The organism is Demequina sp. TMPB413 (genome assembly GCF_020447105.2).
Taxonomy (GTDB): domain Bacteria; phylum Actinomycetota; class Actinomycetes; order Actinomycetales; family Demequinaceae; genus Demequina.
On record NZ_CP096184.1, the window covers coordinates 772,235 to 789,776 of the forward strand.

Consider the following 17,542-nt stretch of genomic DNA (forward strand, 5'->3'; position numbering starts at 1 on the left):
GCAGGGAGCAGGGACGACGGGAGTCAGATGCCGCGCGGTGGCGGTAGCCACGTCTCGCGGTCAGGCACCGGCACTGCGGTGCGGCGGTAGACCTTCACGTGGGCGCCGTTCGCGGACTTGCCGCGAGACGGGATGGAACGGTGCACGTCACCAACACCCGGGATGTGGTCCATCACCGGCTCGAGAAGGTGAAGAGCGCAGACCTTGCGAAACAGGCCCGCGCGTGACTTCGTCGGCACGCCCCGGCGGTCGAGTTCGTCGCGCACGTCATTCGACGTGAACTCGCTGCCCGTGGCCAGCGGCCGCACCGCATCGAAGATCACGTCGATGTCTTCACGCATCGAGTCCCAGAGGGAGGCCTGCTGGCCCGATTCCTTCGCCGCCGTGTACTCCGCGACCGTCGCGCCGCTCATGAGGTGGCCTCCGGCAGATCGGGCACCGGCTCAAGGTGGCGCTCGCCTGGCGTCACGGGCTCGACGGGCCCCACGGAGTAGACGTCGCAGCCAAGGAAAGTGAACACGTCATCAATACGCCCCACAGCTCGACCACACATCGTGGCCCACTCGGCAGCGCCGTCCACACCCGACGCCATCTCGGCGGCATCCGCTAGGAGCTCACGAGCCCGACGCACACGCTCCGTCACCTGCGCCGCAAGCGCCGGAGAGGCAGCCATAGGCGACGCCTCCCGTACCCTCACCGCGAGCGCGGGGATTGCTTCGACGGTGCGGGCGAAAGAGTTCGGCATTACCACGACGCCGTCGTGGTCGGGGGCTTGAAAGAAGTGGTGTGAGGCCTGAATCCGGTCAATTTGGTCTGTGAGCCATGTCTGCGCGGCGTTGCGGTAGATGAAGGAGTCATGCACTGATTGCTCGCCGGCCATCACGCCGACGTGCCACATGGCGGTCGTGGGGTGTACGGGGCAATCGGCGTCGCACAGCGTGGGCTCAAGGATCCGGAGTTCCATCACGCCACCCCCAGGTTGTGCAGACGCTCGATCGCGTCATCCAGCAGAAGCTGTGCGCTGCGGGCGTCCAGTCCTGCGCCCTTCACACGGTGACGCGGGTCGTTGACGTCATTGGGCATCACCGACGCGATCAGTTCGCGAGCGCGGCGCACCAGGGCGTGAGCGGTCTCGAGGTCTCGTTTCGCGTCGACGAGCGGGTGTGCGTCGGCCGCGAGCGCGTCGACGACGTATTCGCTTCCGTCGGTGCGGGTTGTGTCGGTGGGACGTGATACGACGTCGTGTCCGGCGAAGGGGACTCCTCCGCATCCGGTGATGCGTTGTCCTTGTGCGGTGAGTTGGTTCGCGAGACGGGAGGGGATGTCAGTGACGTCGATGCGTCGCGCTGGTTGCCATGTGTTGGGCGAACCCGGGAGCCACGGCGCGTGGGGGACTGGTTCCGTGGTCGCGTGCTCTGGGACCGCGGCCATCTCGCGTCGGGCACACGATTGGCCAGCGAGGAACTCCACCAAGGTGGACGGCTCGGCGGTCATGAGTTCGTCTCGCTGATGAACACGACCGCGGCGGCAGTGAGGCCACCGGCGGCGAGACCGAGGACGGCGGCAATGCCGAGTGCCACCCACCCGAACGTCGCGCCGATACGGCGACCCGTGCTGTGCCTCACGACGCCACGTCCTCGAGTTGTGCGCGCCGAGCCTCAAGACGGGCCGCTTCCTCCGCGATGCGTTTGCGGGCGGCGGCGATCACGACGTCGCGGCGGAAGAGATAGGAGCCCAGGGTGCCGGGGAGTTTCTGCTCGAAGTCGAGCCGCCCTCCCTCGGCCATCTTGCGAACAGCGCCCGGTGTCACCGAGAGAATCTCCGCAGCGTCTCCCGTCGTGATCAGCGTTGCACGAGAGTCGGTTTGCGTACCTGTGTGCGTTTCGGCCATGAGACACATATAAGCACCACCAGAGCGCATGCGCAACCCTCGACGTGTTTACGGCGTGTCGTTGCTATCGCTCCCCTTGCGCACTTGCGCACCAGTCGCTATTCTGTGCTGAGAGAGGAGAACGACATGTATCCCGTAATTCACGTAGGACACCGGATGCGCATCGCGCGCGAAGAAGCCGGGTATGAGGTGCGCGCGTTCGCCGATGCGCTCGGGATTGCACCGAGCACCGTGACGCGCTACGAGAAAGGCCGCGCGCGGCCGAAGAGGCTGGCGCTGAAGGCGTGGGCAGAACTCACCGACGTGCCTGTGCACTGGTTGGAGTTCGGTCTGATGGAGGCGGCTCCCTTGCCGCCCACCGCCGCAGTGGCAGTGAGCGGCAAGAGCCAGCTCCCCCGGTTGGACTCGAACCAACAACCTGCCGATTAACAGTCGGCTGCTCTGCCAATTGAGCTACGGAGGATCATCGATCGATTCAACGATCGCGAACCGAAGAAACTTTACACGATCCGACGCGGCCATCGGTGCACGATAACCTTGCTGCGCAGCACACCTTAAGGGAGAGTCATGACGCCCTCGTATGACACAGGGGATACCGCGTGGATCATCCTGTGCACGGTGCTCGTCCTGCTCATGACCCCCAGCATCGCGACCTTCTACGCTGGCATGGTGCGCTCCAAGCACGCGCTCGGCATGATGATGCACGGCCTTGGCGCGATGGTCGCCGTCTCCATCACGTGGGTGCTGGTGGGGTTCTCGCTCTCATTCGGGCCGCACGCGCTCGGCGGCCTCGTGGGCAATCTCGAGCACGCAGGGCTTGCGGGCCTGGCGGAATCTGACATCTTCTCCGGCCTTGAGGTGCCGCCCATCGCCTTCGCGACGTTCACGATGATGATCGCCATCCTGTCGGCCGCCGTCATCACGGGCGCCGCCGCCGACCGCATGAAGTTCGGCGCGATGTTGTCCTTCCTCGCACTGTGGTCCGTTTTTGTGTTGCCCGTCATCTCCCACTGGGTTCTTGCCGACGACGGTTGGCTGGCTGAGTGGGGCGTGCTCGACTTCGCTGGCGGGTCGTTGGTCGGGGTGAGCGCAGGGGCGTCCGCATGGGCGCTCGTCATCGTGCTTGGGCCTCGCCGCAAGTGGCAAGTCAGTTCCATGCGTCCCCACAGCCTGCCCCTCACTTTCGTGGGCGCTGCGTTCTTGTGGGTCGGTTGGCTTGGGCTTACGGCGGGTTCCGCGTTGGCGGCCGACGCCGTTGCGGCTTCCGCTGCGCTGGCAACTCACCTAGCCGCCGTGGGCGCGGTGGCAGGGTGGCTCTTGCTGGAGAAGCGGTTAACCGGTGCGGCATCCGCGCACGGCGCGGTGTCGGGCGCGGTTGCGGGGCTCGTCGCCTCGACGCCGGCGGCTGGCTACCTGGACCCCTTCGCCGCGTTGCTGCTTGGCTTCATCGCAGGTGGAGCCGCGTACCTCGCGATTCGCCTCAAGTTCCGCTTGCGCTTCGACGACGCTTTGGACGTGGTCGCCGTCCACCTGGTGGCTGGCTCCATCGGAATGCTGTTCGTCGGCCTGTTCTCCCGCGAGATCGTGAATGGCGGCACGGTGGGAATCGGCCTCACCAGTACTGGCGACGCCTCCCTGCTGGGCAAGCAAGCGGTCGCAGTGCTCGTGATCGCTTTGTACTCCTTTGTTGCTTCGGCCATCATTGCGATGGTGTTGCGTGCCGTCATGGGCCTGCGAGTCACGCCTGAAGGCGAGGAGCAGGGGCTCGACATCGCGCAACACGGGGAGTCCGCGTACCAAATACGCCACTAGTCTCTCCGTACCACCAAGGGCCAGTAGCTCAGCCGGTTAGAGCAGCGGACTCATAATCCGTCGGTCGTGGGTTCGAGCCCCACCTGGCCCACTTTGTGAAGCCCGCCCTGGCGGCGTCGTGACCTGGGTCCCGGAGCAAGTACCCAGGTACGACATACCGTGAATCGGTGAGACACGTCGCTCGGGACTATGCCCAGACCCCCGTCAACATCTACTGGGAAATGACGCAGGCGTGTGCGCTCGCGTGCAGGCACTGCCGAGCCTCCGCGATGCCCGACGCCCAGCCAGGGGAGTTGACCCACCAGGAGAGCTTGGACTTCCTTCGCCAGATTCCGGCGTTTGGGGACCCGCTGCCTACGCTGATTCTGACGGGTGGCGATCCGCTCAAGCGCCCCGACCTCTTTGCGCTCATTGATGAGGCCAGGCGGCTAGGGATCGACGTGTCGATCACGCCAGCAGCGACTCCCGCTTTCACACGGGACATGCTCGTGGATCTCCAGGACCACGGGGTCACTGCTCTGGGACTCAGCCTCGACGGCTCGACCCCCGAGCGCCACGACGGGATCCGCGGAATCCCTGGCACGTTCGACCGCACGATGGAGGCCATCGGCTGGGCGGCCGAACTCGGGAAGCCGCTTCAGGTCAACACCCTGGTGACGGCAGAGACGGCCCCTGACATCCCCGCGGTGTACGAGCTGCTGCGGCCGCTCGGCCTGGCCCGGTGGAGCCTCTTCTTCCTCATCGAGGTGGGCCGAGGGACGGTGCTCGAGCCGCTCGCGCCCGCCGACGGCGAGGAGTTCATGCGTTGGGTGTACCGCACGTCTCTCGAGGCGCCGTTCGTGGTCGCGACCACCGAGGCGCCTTCGTATCGTCGCGTCGCGATCGAGGTGATGAGGGAAGAGGGGCTCACGCCTGAAGAGATCCGACATTCGAGCACGGCGCGCAGCTTTGGCGTCAGGGACGGTCACGGCATCATGTTTGTGTCCCACCTCGGCGAGATCTGTCCCGCTGGGTTCCTCCCGCTGCCCGTGGGCAACGTGCGCACTGACAGCCTCGTGGAGGTGTACAGGGGCGAGCCGCTGTTCAGGTCGCTGCACGACCCGCGTGAGTTTGGTGGACGTTGTCACCACTGCCAATACCAGCAGCAATGTGGGGGATCGCGTGCCAGGGCGTACTCCGCCTTCGGCGATCCGCTCGCGGAGGATCCCTTCTGCACCTACGTGCCGCCTGGGTATGAGAAGGCCACAACTCGCGCGGACGCCGGCGCTGGCACCCCTGCTCAAGCAGGCATTTCGGTGCAGGAGGCGCGGTGAAGGTCGTCGTGATCGGCGCGGGCATCACTGGTCTCGCGGCAGCCGTCGACCTCATTGACGGCGGTGCCTCCGTCGTCCTTGTCGACGCGGCGCCCCGCGCCGGGGGCAAGATCACCACAGAGCAGGCAGACGGCTTCGTCATCGAGCACGGTCCGGACTCCTTCGTGGCCTACCGCCCGGCTGCCGCCGCGCTGGCTCAACGATTCGGCTTGAGTGAAGACATCATCGCCGTGTCGGAACCCCGCGTCGTGTTCCTGAGGCGCAACGGCAAGATGGTGCGCATGCCTGACGGGATGGGTCTGGTCCTGCCCACCAGGCTGGGTCCTTTCATTCGCACCCGGCTCTTCACGTGGCCCCAGAAGCTGCGTGCCGGGCTCGACATCGTCTTGCCCCGCTACTTGAAGCAAGAGGACATGGCGATCGGGAAGTTCTTGCGCCACCGGCTCGGGCCTGCCGTGATCGAGCGGCTTGCCGACCCACTCATCGGCGGCATCTACGGCACGTCCATCGAGGAACTCAGCGTCGATTCCGTCTTGCCGATGCTCCGCGACTACGAGGAATCCTCTCGTAGCCTCATCATCGCCTCGCTCCTGTCTGGGAGAAAGGCCCGCAAAGACGGCTCGCCCTTCCGGACGCTACGCGGCGGGCTCGGGGACCTCATCGAGGCGCTCGTGGCGCACCTTCGAGCTTCCGATGCTTTCGAGGAGCGGTTTGGTGATGCGGCCGAGTCCCTCACAAGGATTGCGGACGGCACCTCCAGGCTTCGCCTCGTCTCAGGCGAGGAGATCACGGCCGACGCCGTGGTGCTGGCGACGCCCGCTCCCGTGACGGCGATGCTGATTGACGGGGATTGTCCGGAGGCAGCTGCCGCTCTCAGGACGATTCCCCACGCGTCCACGGCCGTCGTCTCCCTCGCGTACCGGGCAGAAGCCTTTCCCTCGCCGCCAGCTGGCCACGGCTATCTCGATGCCGGCACTGGCAAGGAGGACCGGAGCCCGTCCTCAGGCTGCACTGTGACGTCGGCAAAGTGGGCTGGTCGCGCCCCCGATGGCACCGTCCTCATCCGTTCCTTCCTGCCCGAGCGCTCTCGCGACCTGTTTTCGGGACCAGATGACGACGTGCTTGCGGCCGTCGAGCGAGACGTCGCCGAGACCTATGGCGTCGAGGACGAGCCGATCTTGCGGCGCGTTGCGCGCTGGGACAACCTCATGCCCAAGTACACGGTGGGGCACCAGGAGCGGCTGGCACAGATCGAAGCCGCGCTCGCCGAACGGCCAACCTGGCACCTTGCAGGCGCGAGCTACCGCGGTGTCGGTCTGCCTGACTGCGTGACGTCGGGCCAGGCGGCCGCGGCAACGGCCCTCGCGAACGTGCAGGGCTGAGCTACTGACACCGACCCGGCCTGACCCGCGCTGGGTCGCCGTCACGACGTAGGCGCCAACGGCGTCGGCCGCTGTGTGAGGGGGCGGCGGTAGGGTGCCCACATGATCTACCGATTCGCAGCCCAGATCTGGCGGTGGGAGGCGCAGAGCGCCGCGTGGCACTTCGTATCGCTGCCCCAGGATGTTGCCGACGAACTGGATGAGACAGCGCCGGAGCCGCGGGCAGGCTTCGGCTCGGTGAAGGTCGAGGTGACGATCGGCGGCACCACCTGGCGCACGTCGGTGTTCCCTTCCAAGGAGCACGAGACGTTCATCCTGCCCGTGAAGAAGGCCGTGTTGAAGGCGGAGGGATTAGCAGCGGGCGACGCCGCGGACGTCGTCCTAAAGGCTGTGTAGCCAGAGGCCGCCTAGGCGTTCTCCAGCAGGAGTTCCGCGACAACGGCCGGGACGGCTTCGGCGATGTCGAGCGCTGCGATCGGGCCGCCACCAGACGCGGCCTCTGCCGCACGGGCGTGAATCCAGGACGCTGCCACTCCGGCATCGAGTGCCGAGAGGCCGGACGCCAGCAAGGCGCCTGCGATGCCAGCCAGCACGTCGCCCGCGCCAGCCGTGGCGAGCCAGGGTGTGGCGTCGGGAAGGGTGACGACAGCCCCGCCTGGCGGCGCCACCACCGTGGCCGATCCCTTGAGCAACACGGTGGCGCGAGCCGTCTCGGCGAGCAACCGGGCGTGCGCCGGCCTGTCGCGCTCGACATCCCGTTCGGTGACGTCGTGCCTGATTGACCCCAAGGTGGCCACCAGTTCGCGCATGTGGGGCGTCATGAGCACGCGATCGGGCGCCGCCTGACGCGCACCCGCTGCCCGAGCTCGTGCGCACGGTTCGAGCGCTCCGGCGTCCACCACGATGGGCGTGCCGGAAGCGAGGACCGCCCCGATCACGGCGTCTTGACCAGGGTGGTCGGCCACTCCTGGCCCAATCACCCAGGCCGACACCCGCGGCAACCGTTCCGTCGCCTCTCCGGAATCGTGAACGACCACCTCCGGCCGAAGGGACAGGACAAGGTCTTGAGCGCGGCGGGGCCCCACGTAGCGCACGAGTCCAATGCCGGTCCGCACCGCCGCCGAGGCAACAAGGGCGGCCGCGCCTGGGTACGCCTCCGAACCAGCGACGATGCCAAGAACGCCGCGCGAGAACTTGTCATCAGCGGCGGTAGGGACGGGCCAACGGTCCGCTACCCAGCTCCTGTCAATGGGCTCCATGCCCCTAGCCTGGCACGCACCACCGACCTGGGCCATCACGCCCGCAAGGGTGACCTCTCGGCATGACAGAATTGCCCCATGGCAATGCGAGAGATTCGGGTAGTGGGCGATCCGGTGCTACGCACCCCCTGCGAGCCCATCACCACGATCGACGACCGGGTGCGCTCCGTCGTCGAAGACCTGCTGGAGACCGTCGACCACGAAGGCCGCGCCGGGCTTGCGGGCAACCAGATTGGGGTCTCACTGCGCGCGTTCTCGTGGAACATTGACGGCGACATCGGCTACGTGCTCAACCCTGAGATCGTCGAGAATCACTCCGAGTATCAGGAGTTGGGGGAGGAGGGGTGCCTCTCCGTCCCGGGGCTCTGGTATCCGTGCGAGCGGCCGCTGTACGCCAAGGCAGTCGGCACGGACCTCGACGGTAACGAGGTAGTAGTCGAAGGCGAAGACATCTGGGCCCGCCTCATCAACCACGAGGTGGATCACTTGAATGGCAAGCTGTTCATCGACCGGCTGAGCAAGGACGTGCGCCGCAACGCGATGCGCGAACTGCGGGAGCAGATCGAGCGCTAGGGCTACGGGTCGATGCCCACGTCGGCGACGATGACCTTTCCGGCCGCCGCGTTCGCGGGGGACAGGACCAGGCACGGCTTGAGAGCAGTGAAGGTCACGGTCGCCTCCGCGGTGACGTAGGAATCCGGCAGGGCGCCGCTGTCTGCGTCAAAGCCGGAAGGGATGTCGACGGCTATCACGGGCGTCTCGGGTGCGATGGCGGCGACGAGTCCGGCGGCGGGCTCCCGCAGGTTCGGCTTGGATCCGATCCCCACGATGCCGTCGATCACGAGGTGAGCCGACGCGAGGGCCGTGTGGGCGGACGCGAGTCCTGCGTCTACCCGTGCGTGGTGCCAGTGGCCACCCGCACCCGTCAGCGTAGCGAGCCCGCGCTCGTGGGCGGAAGGCCCGACGCCGACGGCCGTCACCGTGCCGACGTCTGCGGCCAGTAGCGCTCCCGCCAGGAGCGCGTCGCCACCGTTGTTGCCGGAGCCGACGAGTACGACGATGCGCGCGTCGTCGACCGAGACGCCGTGTGCGGCGAGAAGTGCGAGGGATTGCTCCGCCACGGCCTGGGAGGCTCGATCCATGAGCTCAGACTCCGGAGTGTGACGCATCGTCGCGGCCTCGGCATCCTTGATCTGCGCGACCGTCATGACGCGGCCTGATGCCGGCGTCGGCGAGGTTGGTGGGAGGTTCACACGTCCACAGTGCCACAGGGATATGCAACTCGTCGTCGTGTCTCGCTGGTGCTTTTCGCATGCTTAAGGCACGATAGAGACACACCCGGTGGAACCGGACACCTCGATAGGTCGTAGGGGAAGACGCACCTATCAATAAGGAGGGGTCATGGCTGCCATAGCCCGTGGTGTTCTTTTCGTGCACTCAGCAACCCGCGCAATGTGCCCCCACGTCGAGTGGGCGGCACAGTCTGTGCTGGGTTCGCGCGCCACTTTTGACTGGATCGACCAGCCAGCAGGCACCCAGCTGTTCCGTACCGAGGTTGCCTGGCAGGGCAAGCAAGGTACCGGCGCGCGCCTCGCATCGGCGCTACGCGGCTGGGAGCACTTGCGGTACGAAGTGACCGAGGACCCTTCCTTCGGTTGCGATGGAGCCCGCTGGTCACACACCCCGTCGCTCGGCATCTTCCATGCGGTCACCGACGTGCACGGAAACATCGTGGTCCCTGAAGACAGGATCCGCGCTGCGATGGAGGCTGGCGGCACGGCTGCCGACTTCAAGCGCTCCATGGACCTCGCTCTTGGAACGGCATGGGACGAAGAGCTCGAACCCTTCCGGTACGCGGGGCACGGCGCCCCTGTCCGCTGGCTCCACAGAGTCGGCTAGCACGCCACCCGCGCGTCAGTGGGCGCGCGCAGCGGCCCGAGCGCCCCCGACACTGCGAACCGATCTGAACGCGACACGCCGCAGTCGGGGCGCAACGTTGACCAAAGTGCGGCGCGCCGCGCGCCGAAACGGTTCGTACTGTCGGCGCGGTGGCGGTGGTGGTGGTGGTGCAGACGGCCGGGACGTTACGGCGTGGTGAAGACCAGCGCCACGTTGTGGCCCCCGAAGCCAAACGAGTTGTTGATCGCGGCCAGGTCACCAGAGGGAGCCATCGCGCGCGGCGTGTTGCGCACGAGGTCTACCTCGAGGCCAGGATCTGGGTTATCGACGTTGATCGTCGGCGGCGCCACGCGGTCCTCAAGTGCCTTGATCGTGAACACCGACTCCACGGCGCCGGCCCCACCGAGCAGGTGGCCCGTCATCGACTTGGTGGCGCTCAGCAGCACGTTGTCGCCGTGCGAGCCCATGATGCCGCGAATGCCGCGCGCCTCGACCATGTCGCCAGCGGGCGTTGAGGTCGCGTGCGCATTGACGTGCACCACGTCAGCAGGCGTGAGGCCCGCTCGTTCGAGAGCGAGCTTCATGGCGCGAGTCTGGCCAGCGCCTTCAGGGTCTGGCGCGGCAATGTGGTGAGCGTCCGACGTCATGCCGAGTCCCACGAGCCTGGCGTGGATGCGCGCGCCTCTAGCCCTCGCGTGCTCCTCCGATTCCAGGACGACGATGCCGGCGCCTTCACCGAGGACGAAGCCGTCGCGCGTGGTGTCATACGGCCGAGAAGCCGTCGCGGGGGAGTCGTTTCGCTTGGACAGCGCCTGCATCGCGGCAAAAGCCGAAATCGGTAGCGGGTGAATTGCCGCTTCAGTGCCTCCGGCGACCACGACGTCGGCGCGGCCAGACTCGATCATCTCGAAGGCCATGCCGATCGCTTCTGCGCCGGATGCACAGGCGGAAACGGGGGCATGTGCGCCCGCCTTCGCGCCAATCTCCAACTCCACGTAGGCAGCCGGTGAGTTGGGCATCAGCATGGGAACGGTGAGGGGAAGAACGCGCGCGGCGCCCTTCTCCCTCACCGAGTCCCAGGCTGTCAGCAATGTCCACACCCCGCCGATGCCAGAGGACACCACTGCGCCAAGACGCTCAGGGTCTACCTCGGGAGACCCCGCATGCTTCCACGCCTCACGCGTAGCGATGATCGCGTACTGGGCGGAGGGGTCCATGCGCTTGGTCTCGGGGCGCGAGAGCACTTCGCTTGGTTGAACCGCGATTTGGCCTGCGAAGTTCACGGGCAAGCCATACAGCTCGGCCCAGTCGTTCTCGAGCGTGCGCACGCCCGAGCGACCCTCGAGCGCTGCCTGCCACGTGCTTGCCACGTCTCCGCCGAGCGGGGTCGTGCAGCCGAATCCAGTGACAACCACTGCCATGGTGTTCCTCCGAGGTGTGTGCGGGTGGGGACAGGCGGCTGTTTAGGCCTGTGCCGTGGTGATGTAGTTGACCGCGTCGCCGACGGTGACGAGGTTCTTGACCTCTTCGTCGGGGATGCGGACGTCGAACTTCTCTTCTGCGAGCGTGACGATCGTCATCATCGACAGCGAGTCGATGTCGAGGTCGTCGGTGAACGACTTGTCGAGCTGAACGTCGCCGGTGTCGATACCGGTCTCTTCAGCGACAATCTCTGCCAGACCGGCGAGGACTTCCTGCTCAGAAAGGGCCATGAGGGTTTTTCTCCTTGGGTTGGGTGATGCCAGACGGCATCGCTCTTGTGAGGAACGACTATCGAGACTAGCGCGGAAGGCGCCGACGCTAGGGGAGGACCACCACTTGGGCGGCGTAGACAAGGCCAGCACCGAATCCGATCTGCAGCGCCAAATCGCCTGACTGCACGGCTCCGTCGCGCAACAGACGTTCGGTCGCGAGAGGGATGGACGCGGCCGATGTGTTCCCGGAGTCAACGATGTCGCGGGCGATGGCAACGTGCTCCGGAAGACCGATCTGCTTGACCATTTGGTCGATGATGCGGATGTTCGCCTGATGAGGAATGAAGGCCTTGATGTCCGTGGGCGTCACGCCTGCCGCCGCGATGGCCTCGAGCGCGACGGGCGCCATCTTGAACGACGCCCACTTGTAGACGCTTGGGCCTTCCTGGAAGAGGGTGGGGAAGGGAGTACCGGGATTGTCGCGGTACTCAAGCCACGAAGCGGTCTGGCGGACCAGGTGGGCGCCAGCGCCGTCGGAGCCCCACACCGTCGGGCCGATGGCGGGGGTGTCGGAAGCGCCAACCACCACGGCTCCTGCCGCATCACCGAGCAAGTACGAGATAGAACGATCGGCGGGGTCGATGAATTCGCTCATCTTCTCCGCGCCGATGACGAGCACGTTCCTGGCCTGACCGGAGCGCACGAGCGAGTCGGCTTGGCCGATGCCGTAGCAATAGCCAGCGCAAGCGGCCGAGATGTCGAATGCGGCCGCAGTGATCCCCAAACGATCGGCGACCACGGGAGCGCCGCCGGGAGTGATGTGGGGGAACGTGATGGTCGACAAGATGACGGCGTCAATCTCATCAGCGTCGATCCCAGCGTTCTCGATTGCTTGGCGGGAGGCCGCCTCCGCCATGTCGATCACGGTGGTCTCGGGGTTTGCGCGCACTCGCGTGGCGATGCCCGTCATCTTGCGGATCCACTCGTCTGAGGAGTTGATGGGCTCGATGATGTCTTCATTCGGCACCAACATCTCGCCGCGGAACACACCCAATCCACGGATGCGCGAGAACTCGGGGCCCTTGGTCGTGCGAATGACGGTCATTCCAGGTTCCTTGCCAGTTCGAGGGCGGCCGCGAGGTCGTCCGGAGTCTTCAGCGCCACGGACGGGACGCCTTTCATCCCGCGCTTCGCGAGCCCGGTAAGTACGCCACCAGGAGCGAGTTCAATGATTCCGGCGACGCCCATCGACAGCATCGTCTCCATGCATAGGTCCCACCGTACGGGGCGCGCGACTTGGGCGACCAGACGAGAGACGACGTCGTCGCCCGACGTCACCACGGAACCGTCGGCGTTGCTCAGGAGAGCGACGTCAGGGTCGCGGCGCGTCGTGGTTGCTGCCGCCTCTTCGAGTACTGACACCGCTGGCGCCATGTAGTGAGTGTGAAATGCGCCAGCGACTTGCAACTCGATTACGCGTGACCTGGCGGGCGGGTTCGCGACCAGAGCGGCGATCGCATCGGCAGAGCCCGCGGCGACCACCTGACCACCGCCGTTCATGTTCGCCGCCGTGAGATCGAGTTCGGCAAGGGCGAGCGCGACCTCCTCCTCGACGCCGCCGAGCACGGCGGCCATCGAGGTCGCCTCCGATTCCGCGGCGGCGTGAGCCATGGCGACTCCGCGCTCACGGACGAGCGCGACGGCGTCTTTGCGGGACAGCACCCGAGCCACGGCGGCTGCGGCAAACTCGCCAACCGAGTGACCGGCGACCACGCCAGGCGAGATGTCGCCGAGGGCGGCGTACGTGGCAAGAGCCGTCGCAACGAGTAGCGGTTGGGCGACGGCAGTGTCGCGGATAGCGTCGGCATCTGCGACTGTTCCCAGCTGGGCGAGATCGAGACCGCTCGCCTCTGAGTACTCCCCGACCGCAGTGCGGACCTCGTCGAGTTCGAGCCACGAAGCGAGCATTCCAGGGCTTTGGGCGCCTTGGCCGGGACACACGATCGCAAGCATGGTTCAAGCGTGCCCTATCTTGAGGCGGGCGGTGACTCCTGGCGGTACCGACTTGTAGGCGAGGATTTGTAGAAGACCTACAAAAGAGCTCGACCCGCATCGCGCAGGCGACCGAGGGCGAAGGCCATCTCAAGCACGTGTGCATCGCGCGTCGACAACACGTCCCAACCGGTCAGTTCCGACACCTTTTTCAGGCGGTACCGCACGGTGTTGGCGTGGACGAACATGGTGCGCGCGGAGAGTTCAAGCGACCTACCGCAGTCGAGGAAGGTTGCCACCGTCTCTTGTAGGGAACCTCCAGCGCGCTGGATGGGATCGTAAGCGATCGTCAGGAGCCGATCGCGCGCGCTGGCGTCTCCCACGAGTACCCGTTCCGGCAAGAGGTGGTCGGCAAAGACGGGGCGCGGGGTGAGCGACCACGCCGGTGCGGCGACCACGCCTGCGAACGCCGCCCGAGTGGATCGAGCGACTTCGAGGAGGGTGACGGCGGGGGGGCCGATGACGACAGGTCCCTGTCCAAAGTTCTCGATCATGGAGTGCGCGAGATCTTCGAGCGGCTGGTCGGAGCGTGAGATCACGATCAGATCCTCGCCGTGGATGCCCACCATGGCACCGGGGGCTGCCCTGCGCAGGGAGCGTCGCAACTCCGCCGACTGAACCTCGCCGAGCGCACCGTCGGTGTGGCCCACCATCACCAGCGTGGGACCAGGCTTCCAGCCGAGCGCCGCGGCGCGGGAGGGAAGATCGTCATCGACCTCTCCGCGCACCAGTGCGTCGACCACGAGGGCTTCGAGTCGTGCATCCCATGCGCCGCGCGACTCAGCGGCTCGTGCGTACACCTCTGCCGCGCTGAATGCCACTTCGCGCGAGTAGCGAAGGATGGCCTCGCGAAGGTGAGCTTCTCCGCCAGGCGCTGCGAAGTCGTCGGCGTGCTCCTCGACAATCTTCACCACACTACGGACGATGCTCAACGTGTGTTGAAGCGAGATGGAGCGTGCCAGCTCAGGCGGGGCGGCGGCGAAGACCTCGATGGCGCCCCGATATGAGCCGCCTGGGCTCGCGTACCACGTGACGAACGACGTGATGCCGGCTTGGGCGACCGTGCCGACCCAGGAACGCTCTTGAGCAGGCAGTTCGCCGAACCATCGGTACTCGGCGTCGAGTTCCCTGAGGGCGGCGGTGGCGAGCTTGCCTGTGCCTGCACGGAGCTTGCGCAGGGTGTCGTGCTTGACGTCGGCGGTTGCGACCATGCACTACAGCATAGGGCGATTTTGTACGACAGGGACAACCGAGTGCCCCCACAATGGGGGGCACTCAGCCGGAAGAACTACACCAAACCGGTGCATTCGCGGCGCGGCACTCATGGAGTGTCCAGCAATGGCGCGCCGTGTCTTGCACAGGGGCGAGCCCCGTTCGCTTGGCGCTATGCCTCGCCGCCAGCGTTCCCTGACGTCCCCTTGCTCACATCGTGCAACTCGTAGCGCTCGATGGCCCTTGCCGTCGTGCCGCGCTCCACCTCGCCTCTGCGCTCCAACTGCTGGAGAACGCGCACGGCGGTGGACGGACCGTCGATCTTGAAGAAACGGCGGGCAGCAGCCCTGGTGTCGGAGAAACCGAAGCCATCGGCGCCCAAGGTGGCGTACTCGCCAGGAATCCAGGCACGCACCTGATCCGGTACCAAGTGGTCGTAGTCCGTCGTCGCAACAAACGGTCCAGGCGCGCCCGCGAGCTTGCTCGTGAGGTATGGCGTCCGGGGTTCCTTCTCCGGGTGGAGGAACGCCTCTTGCTCGCAATCAAGGGCTTCGCGACGCAGTTCGTTCCATGACGTCACTGACCAGACGGAGGCGTGAACGTTCCAGTGAGCCTGGAGAAGTTCTTGGGCCTCGAGAGCCCACGGGACGGCAACTCCCGACGCCAAGATCTGAGCTTGAGGGCCCTCGCCAGTGGGAGCATCCGCGAACTTGTAGATGCCCTTGATGATGCCCTCGACGTCCACGTTCTCTGGCTCGGCCGGCTGCTGGATGGGCTCGTTGTAGACCGTCAGGTAATACATGACGTTCTTGTCGCGCCCGTCCTCAGGGCCGTACATGCGCTCGATTCCGTCCTTGATGATGTGACGGATCTCGTAGCCGAATGCAGGGTCGTACGTCACGACCGCCCGGTTCGTGCCCGCAATCAGCGGCGAATGGCCGTCCGCGTGCTGCAGGCCCTCTCCCGTGAGCGTGGTGCGGCCGGCGGTGGCGCCAATGATGAATCCGCGAGTGAGCTGATCTCCCGCCGCCCAGAACTGGTCGCCCGTCCGCTGGAAGCCGAACATCGAGTAGAAGATGTACATCGGGACCATGGGCACGCCATGGGTGGCGTAAGCAGTGCCCACGGCCTGGAACGCGGCGGCAGAACCCGCCTCATTGATCCCCGTGTGCATGATCTGGCCGGACTCTGACTCCTTGTAGCTGAGCATCAGTTCGCGGTCTACCGGCAGGTAGTTCTGCCCCTGGGTGTTGAAGATCTTTGCCGACGGGAAGATCGCGTCGAGTCCAAAGGTGCGCGCCTCGTCGGGAATGATCGGCACAATCCGGTGCCCGAAGCTCTTGTCCTTGATGAGGTCCTTGAGCAGGCGGACGAAGGCCATCGTCGTCGCAACTTCTTGCTTGCCAGATCCCTTGGCCAACAACTCGTAGACGGAGGCATCCGGCAATTCGATCGGATCGAAAGACCCACTTCGCTCGGGTACGAAACCGCCGAGCTCTTCGCGGCGCCCCAGCATGTACTTGATCGCCGGGTTGTCGAAGCCTGGGTGGTAGTAGGGCGGGTTGTACGGGTCCTCGTCGATCTGCTCGTCAGTGAACGGGATGTCAAACGTGTCCCTGAGCACCTTGAGGTCCGCGGCCGCCAGTTTCTTCATCTGGTGGGTGGAGTTGCGGGCGGCGAAGTTGGTGCCGAGACCGTAACCCTTGATGGTCTTCGCGAGGATGACGGTGGGCTTGCCATTCTTCTCATGAACGGCGCGGGCGTAGGCGGCGTACAACTTGCGGTAGTCGTGACCACCACGCTTGAGCGCCCAGATCTCGTCGTCGGTCATGTCGTTGACGAGTTCCTTGGCACGCGGGTCGCCACCAAAGAACTGGTCGCGAATGAATGCGCCAGACTCGGCCCTGAACGTCTGGAAGTCGCCGTCGGGCACCGTGTTCATCAAATTGATGAGCGCACCGTCGTGGTCGCGGGCGAGCAGCGGGTCCCAGTTGCGGCCCCAGATCACCTTGATGACGTTCCAGCCAGCACCCCTGAAGAAGGCCTCGAGTTCTTGGATGATCTTGCCGTTGCCTCGCACGGGCCCGTCAAGACGCTGAAGGTTCGCGTTGACGACGAACGTCAGGTTGTCGAGCCGTTGATTGGCCGCGAGCTGGAGCATTCCGCGCGACTCCGGCTCATCCATCTCGCCGTCGCCGAGGAACGCCCAGGTGTGCTGTTGCGACGTGTCCTTGATTCCACGCAAGTGGAGGTAGCGGTCGGTCCACGCCTGGTAAATGGCCGACGCGGGGCCGAGACCCATCGACACGGTCGGGAACTCCCACAGTTCCGGCATGAGACGCGGGTGAGGGTAGGAAGAGAGCCCACGGCCGGCAGCTGACTTCTCTTGGCGGAACGAGTCGAGGTCCTCTTCGCTGAAGCGGCCCTCGACCAGGCCGCGGGCGTACACGCCTGGCGCAGCGTGACCTTGGAAGTAGATGTGGTCGCCACCGCCCGGGTGGTTCCTGCCTTTGAAGAAGTGGTTGAGGCCCACTTCGTACAGGGTGGCGACGGAGGCGTAGGAAGAGATGTGTCCGCCCACGCCTTTGCCCGCGGCCTGGGCGCGCGTGACCATGACCGCTGCGTTCCAGCGGATCCAACCGCGGTAGCGACGCTCGATCTCTTCGTCACCGGGGAACTCGGGTTCCTCGTCGGCATGGATGGTGTTGACGTAAGGAGTATTGAGGCTCAAGGGCACCATGAGCTGCTTCGACGCCGCGTGTTCGACCATGCGATCGATGACGTACTCGGCGCGGGTAGCGCCGCCCTCTTCGATCATGCCATCGAGCGATTCGAGCCACTCGCTGGTCTCTTCTGGATCCTTGTCGATCGCGCCGTGCTGTGCCACAGGGGACCTTCCGTTTCGGCGCGAGGTGTCGCGCTCATGTCACATATCGGGGGGTTGCGGGGGTGCCGCTTACCAGATCATTCTTGCCTCATCCCGGTCCAATGTCACGCCAGGGGGCTTCGCTAGCAGCGTGATCGCGAC

General features: G+C 65.8%; 20 protein-coding genes and 2 tRNA genes. 8 read left to right on the forward strand and 14 right to left on the reverse strand.

Features of this window, described 5'->3' with window-relative positions:
- Positions 1–23 precede the first annotated feature (23 nt).
- The 5 genes from LGT36_RS03780 to LGT36_RS03795 are packed head-to-tail and all read right to left on the reverse strand — an operon-like array spanning position 24 to position 1,891.
- The gene (locus LGT36_RS03780; RefSeq protein WP_226096829.1) at positions 24–413 is read right to left on the reverse strand and encodes a hypothetical protein; all 390 of its coding nucleotides are present in this window, start codon (positions 411–413) and stop codon (positions 24–26) included.
- Positions 410–964, reverse strand: coding sequence for a hypothetical protein (locus tag LGT36_RS03785; protein ID WP_226096828.1), 555 nt, complete (start codon positions 962–964; stop codon positions 410–412). The genes LGT36_RS03780 and LGT36_RS03785 overlap by 4 nt, the downstream gene beginning before the upstream one ends.
- A complete protein-coding gene (locus LGT36_RS03790) occupies positions 964–1,494 on the reverse strand; it encodes a hypothetical protein (protein ID WP_226096827.1) in 531 nt (176 codons plus the stop codon). The genes LGT36_RS03785 and LGT36_RS03790 overlap by 1 nt, the downstream gene beginning before the upstream one ends.
- Entirely contained in the window at positions 1,491–1,625 is a 135-nt protein-coding gene (locus LGT36_RS14130) for a hypothetical protein (RefSeq protein WP_255633189.1), read from the reverse strand. Before LGT36_RS14130 ends, LGT36_RS03790 begins: the two co-directional genes overlap by 4 nt.
- The gene (locus LGT36_RS03795) at positions 1,622–1,891 is read right to left on the reverse strand and encodes a hypothetical protein (RefSeq protein ID WP_226096826.1); all 270 of its coding nucleotides are present in this window, start codon (positions 1,889–1,891) and stop codon (positions 1,622–1,624) included. The genes LGT36_RS14130 and LGT36_RS03795 overlap by 4 nt, the downstream gene beginning before the upstream one ends.
- Positions 1,892–2,047: 156 nt before the next feature.
- Here LGT36_RS03795 and LGT36_RS14205 point away from each other — a divergent pair, with 156 nt between their 5' ends.
- The gene (locus tag LGT36_RS14205; protein ID WP_371922743.1) at positions 2,048–2,320 is read left to right on the forward strand and encodes a helix-turn-helix domain-containing protein; all 273 of its coding nucleotides are present in this window, start codon (positions 2,048–2,050) and stop codon (positions 2,318–2,320) included.
- Here the strand turns inward: LGT36_RS14205 and LGT36_RS03800 are convergent.
- Positions 2,282–2,354: transfer RNA gene (locus tag LGT36_RS03800), tRNA-Asn, on the reverse strand. The genes LGT36_RS14205 and LGT36_RS03800 overlap by 39 nt on opposite strands.
- A gap of 104 nt (positions 2,355–2,458) precedes the next feature.
- On the opposite strand from LGT36_RS03800, the gene LGT36_RS03805 reads away from it, so the two are divergent.
- The 5 genes from LGT36_RS03805 to LGT36_RS03825 all read left to right on the forward strand — a co-directional run bounded on the left by LGT36_RS03805 (position 2,459) and on the right by LGT36_RS03825 (position 6,794).
- A complete protein-coding gene (locus LGT36_RS03805; RefSeq protein ID WP_226096825.1) occupies positions 2,459–3,703 on the forward strand; it encodes an ammonium transporter in 1,245 nt (414 codons plus the stop codon).
- A 17-nt stretch (positions 3,704–3,720) separates the two neighbouring features.
- Positions 3,721–3,794: transfer RNA gene (locus LGT36_RS03810), tRNA-Ile, on the forward strand.
- A gap of 76 nt (positions 3,795–3,870) precedes the next feature.
- Entirely contained in the window at positions 3,871–5,016 is a 1,146-nt protein-coding gene (locus LGT36_RS03815) for a TIGR04053 family radical SAM/SPASM domain-containing protein (RefSeq protein ID WP_226096824.1), read from the forward strand.
- A complete protein-coding gene (gene hemG, locus LGT36_RS03820; RefSeq protein WP_226096823.1) occupies positions 5,013–6,398 on the forward strand; it encodes a protoporphyrinogen oxidase in 1,386 nt (461 codons plus the stop codon). Before LGT36_RS03815 ends, hemG begins: the two co-directional genes overlap by 4 nt.
- Before the next feature lie 102 nt (positions 6,399–6,500).
- The gene (locus LGT36_RS03825; RefSeq protein ID WP_226096822.1) at positions 6,501–6,794 is read left to right on the forward strand and encodes a DUF1905 domain-containing protein; all 294 of its coding nucleotides are present in this window, start codon (positions 6,501–6,503) and stop codon (positions 6,792–6,794) included.
- An 11-nt stretch (positions 6,795–6,805) separates the two neighbouring features.
- Here LGT36_RS03825 and LGT36_RS03830 read toward each other — a convergent pair whose 3' ends face one another.
- Positions 6,806–7,657 carry an NAD(P)H-hydrate dehydratase gene (locus LGT36_RS03830; RefSeq protein WP_226096821.1) on the reverse strand — a complete coding sequence of 284 codons (852 nt, stop codon included), beginning with the start codon at positions 7,655–7,657 and terminating at the stop codon, positions 6,806–6,808.
- 78 nt (positions 7,658–7,735) lie between these two features.
- On the opposite strand from LGT36_RS03830, the gene def reads away from it, so the two are divergent.
- On the forward strand, positions 7,736–8,230 hold the full coding sequence (gene def / locus LGT36_RS03835) for a peptide deformylase (protein ID WP_226096820.1): 495 nt from the start codon (positions 7,736–7,738) through the stop codon (positions 8,228–8,230).
- Positions 8,231–8,232: 2 nt separating this feature from the next.
- On the opposite strand, the gene LGT36_RS03840 is transcribed toward def, so the two are convergent.
- Positions 8,233–8,910 (reverse strand): NAD(P)H-hydrate epimerase, encoded by a 678-nt coding sequence (locus LGT36_RS03840; RefSeq protein ID WP_226096819.1) that lies wholly within the window; start codon positions 8,908–8,910, stop codon positions 8,233–8,235.
- Positions 8,911–9,058: 148 nt separating this feature from the next.
- Between LGT36_RS03840 and LGT36_RS03845 the strand changes: the two genes are divergently transcribed.
- Positions 9,059–9,556, forward strand: a complete 498-nt coding sequence (locus LGT36_RS03845; RefSeq protein WP_226096818.1) for a DUF3145 domain-containing protein — start codon at positions 9,059–9,061, stop codon at positions 9,554–9,556.
- Between the two features lie 185 nt (positions 9,557–9,741).
- Here LGT36_RS03845 and fabF read toward each other — a convergent pair whose 3' ends face one another.
- From fabF to aceE, 6 genes are all read right to left on the reverse strand, one after another.
- Positions 9,742–10,977: a beta-ketoacyl-ACP synthase II gene (gene fabF, locus LGT36_RS03850; protein ID WP_226096817.1), complete on the reverse strand. Its 1,236-nt coding sequence runs from the start codon at positions 10,975–10,977 to the stop codon at positions 9,742–9,744.
- A 42-nt stretch (positions 10,978–11,019) separates the two neighbouring features.
- Positions 11,020–11,268, reverse strand: coding sequence for an acyl carrier protein (locus tag LGT36_RS03855; RefSeq protein WP_226096816.1), 249 nt, complete (start codon positions 11,266–11,268; stop codon positions 11,020–11,022).
- 88 nt (positions 11,269–11,356) lie between these two features.
- Complete coding sequence (locus LGT36_RS03860) at positions 11,357–12,355, reverse strand: beta-ketoacyl-ACP synthase III (protein ID WP_226096815.1); 999 nt, start codon at positions 12,353–12,355, stop codon at positions 11,357–11,359.
- Positions 12,352–13,263, reverse strand: coding sequence for an ACP S-malonyltransferase (locus tag LGT36_RS03865; protein WP_226096814.1), 912 nt, complete (start codon positions 13,261–13,263; stop codon positions 12,352–12,354). The genes LGT36_RS03860 and LGT36_RS03865 overlap by 4 nt, the downstream gene beginning before the upstream one ends.
- Before the next feature lie 77 nt (positions 13,264–13,340).
- Positions 13,341–14,513: a CdaR family transcriptional regulator gene (locus LGT36_RS03870; protein WP_226096813.1), complete on the reverse strand. Its 1,173-nt coding sequence runs from the start codon at positions 14,511–14,513 to the stop codon at positions 13,341–13,343.
- A gap of 173 nt (positions 14,514–14,686) precedes the next feature.
- Positions 14,687–17,401 carry a pyruvate dehydrogenase (acetyl-transferring), homodimeric type gene (aceE, locus tag LGT36_RS03875; RefSeq protein WP_226264716.1) on the reverse strand — a complete coding sequence of 905 codons (2,715 nt, stop codon included), beginning with the start codon at positions 17,399–17,401 and terminating at the stop codon, positions 14,687–14,689.
- Positions 17,402–17,542 lie beyond the last annotated feature (141 nt).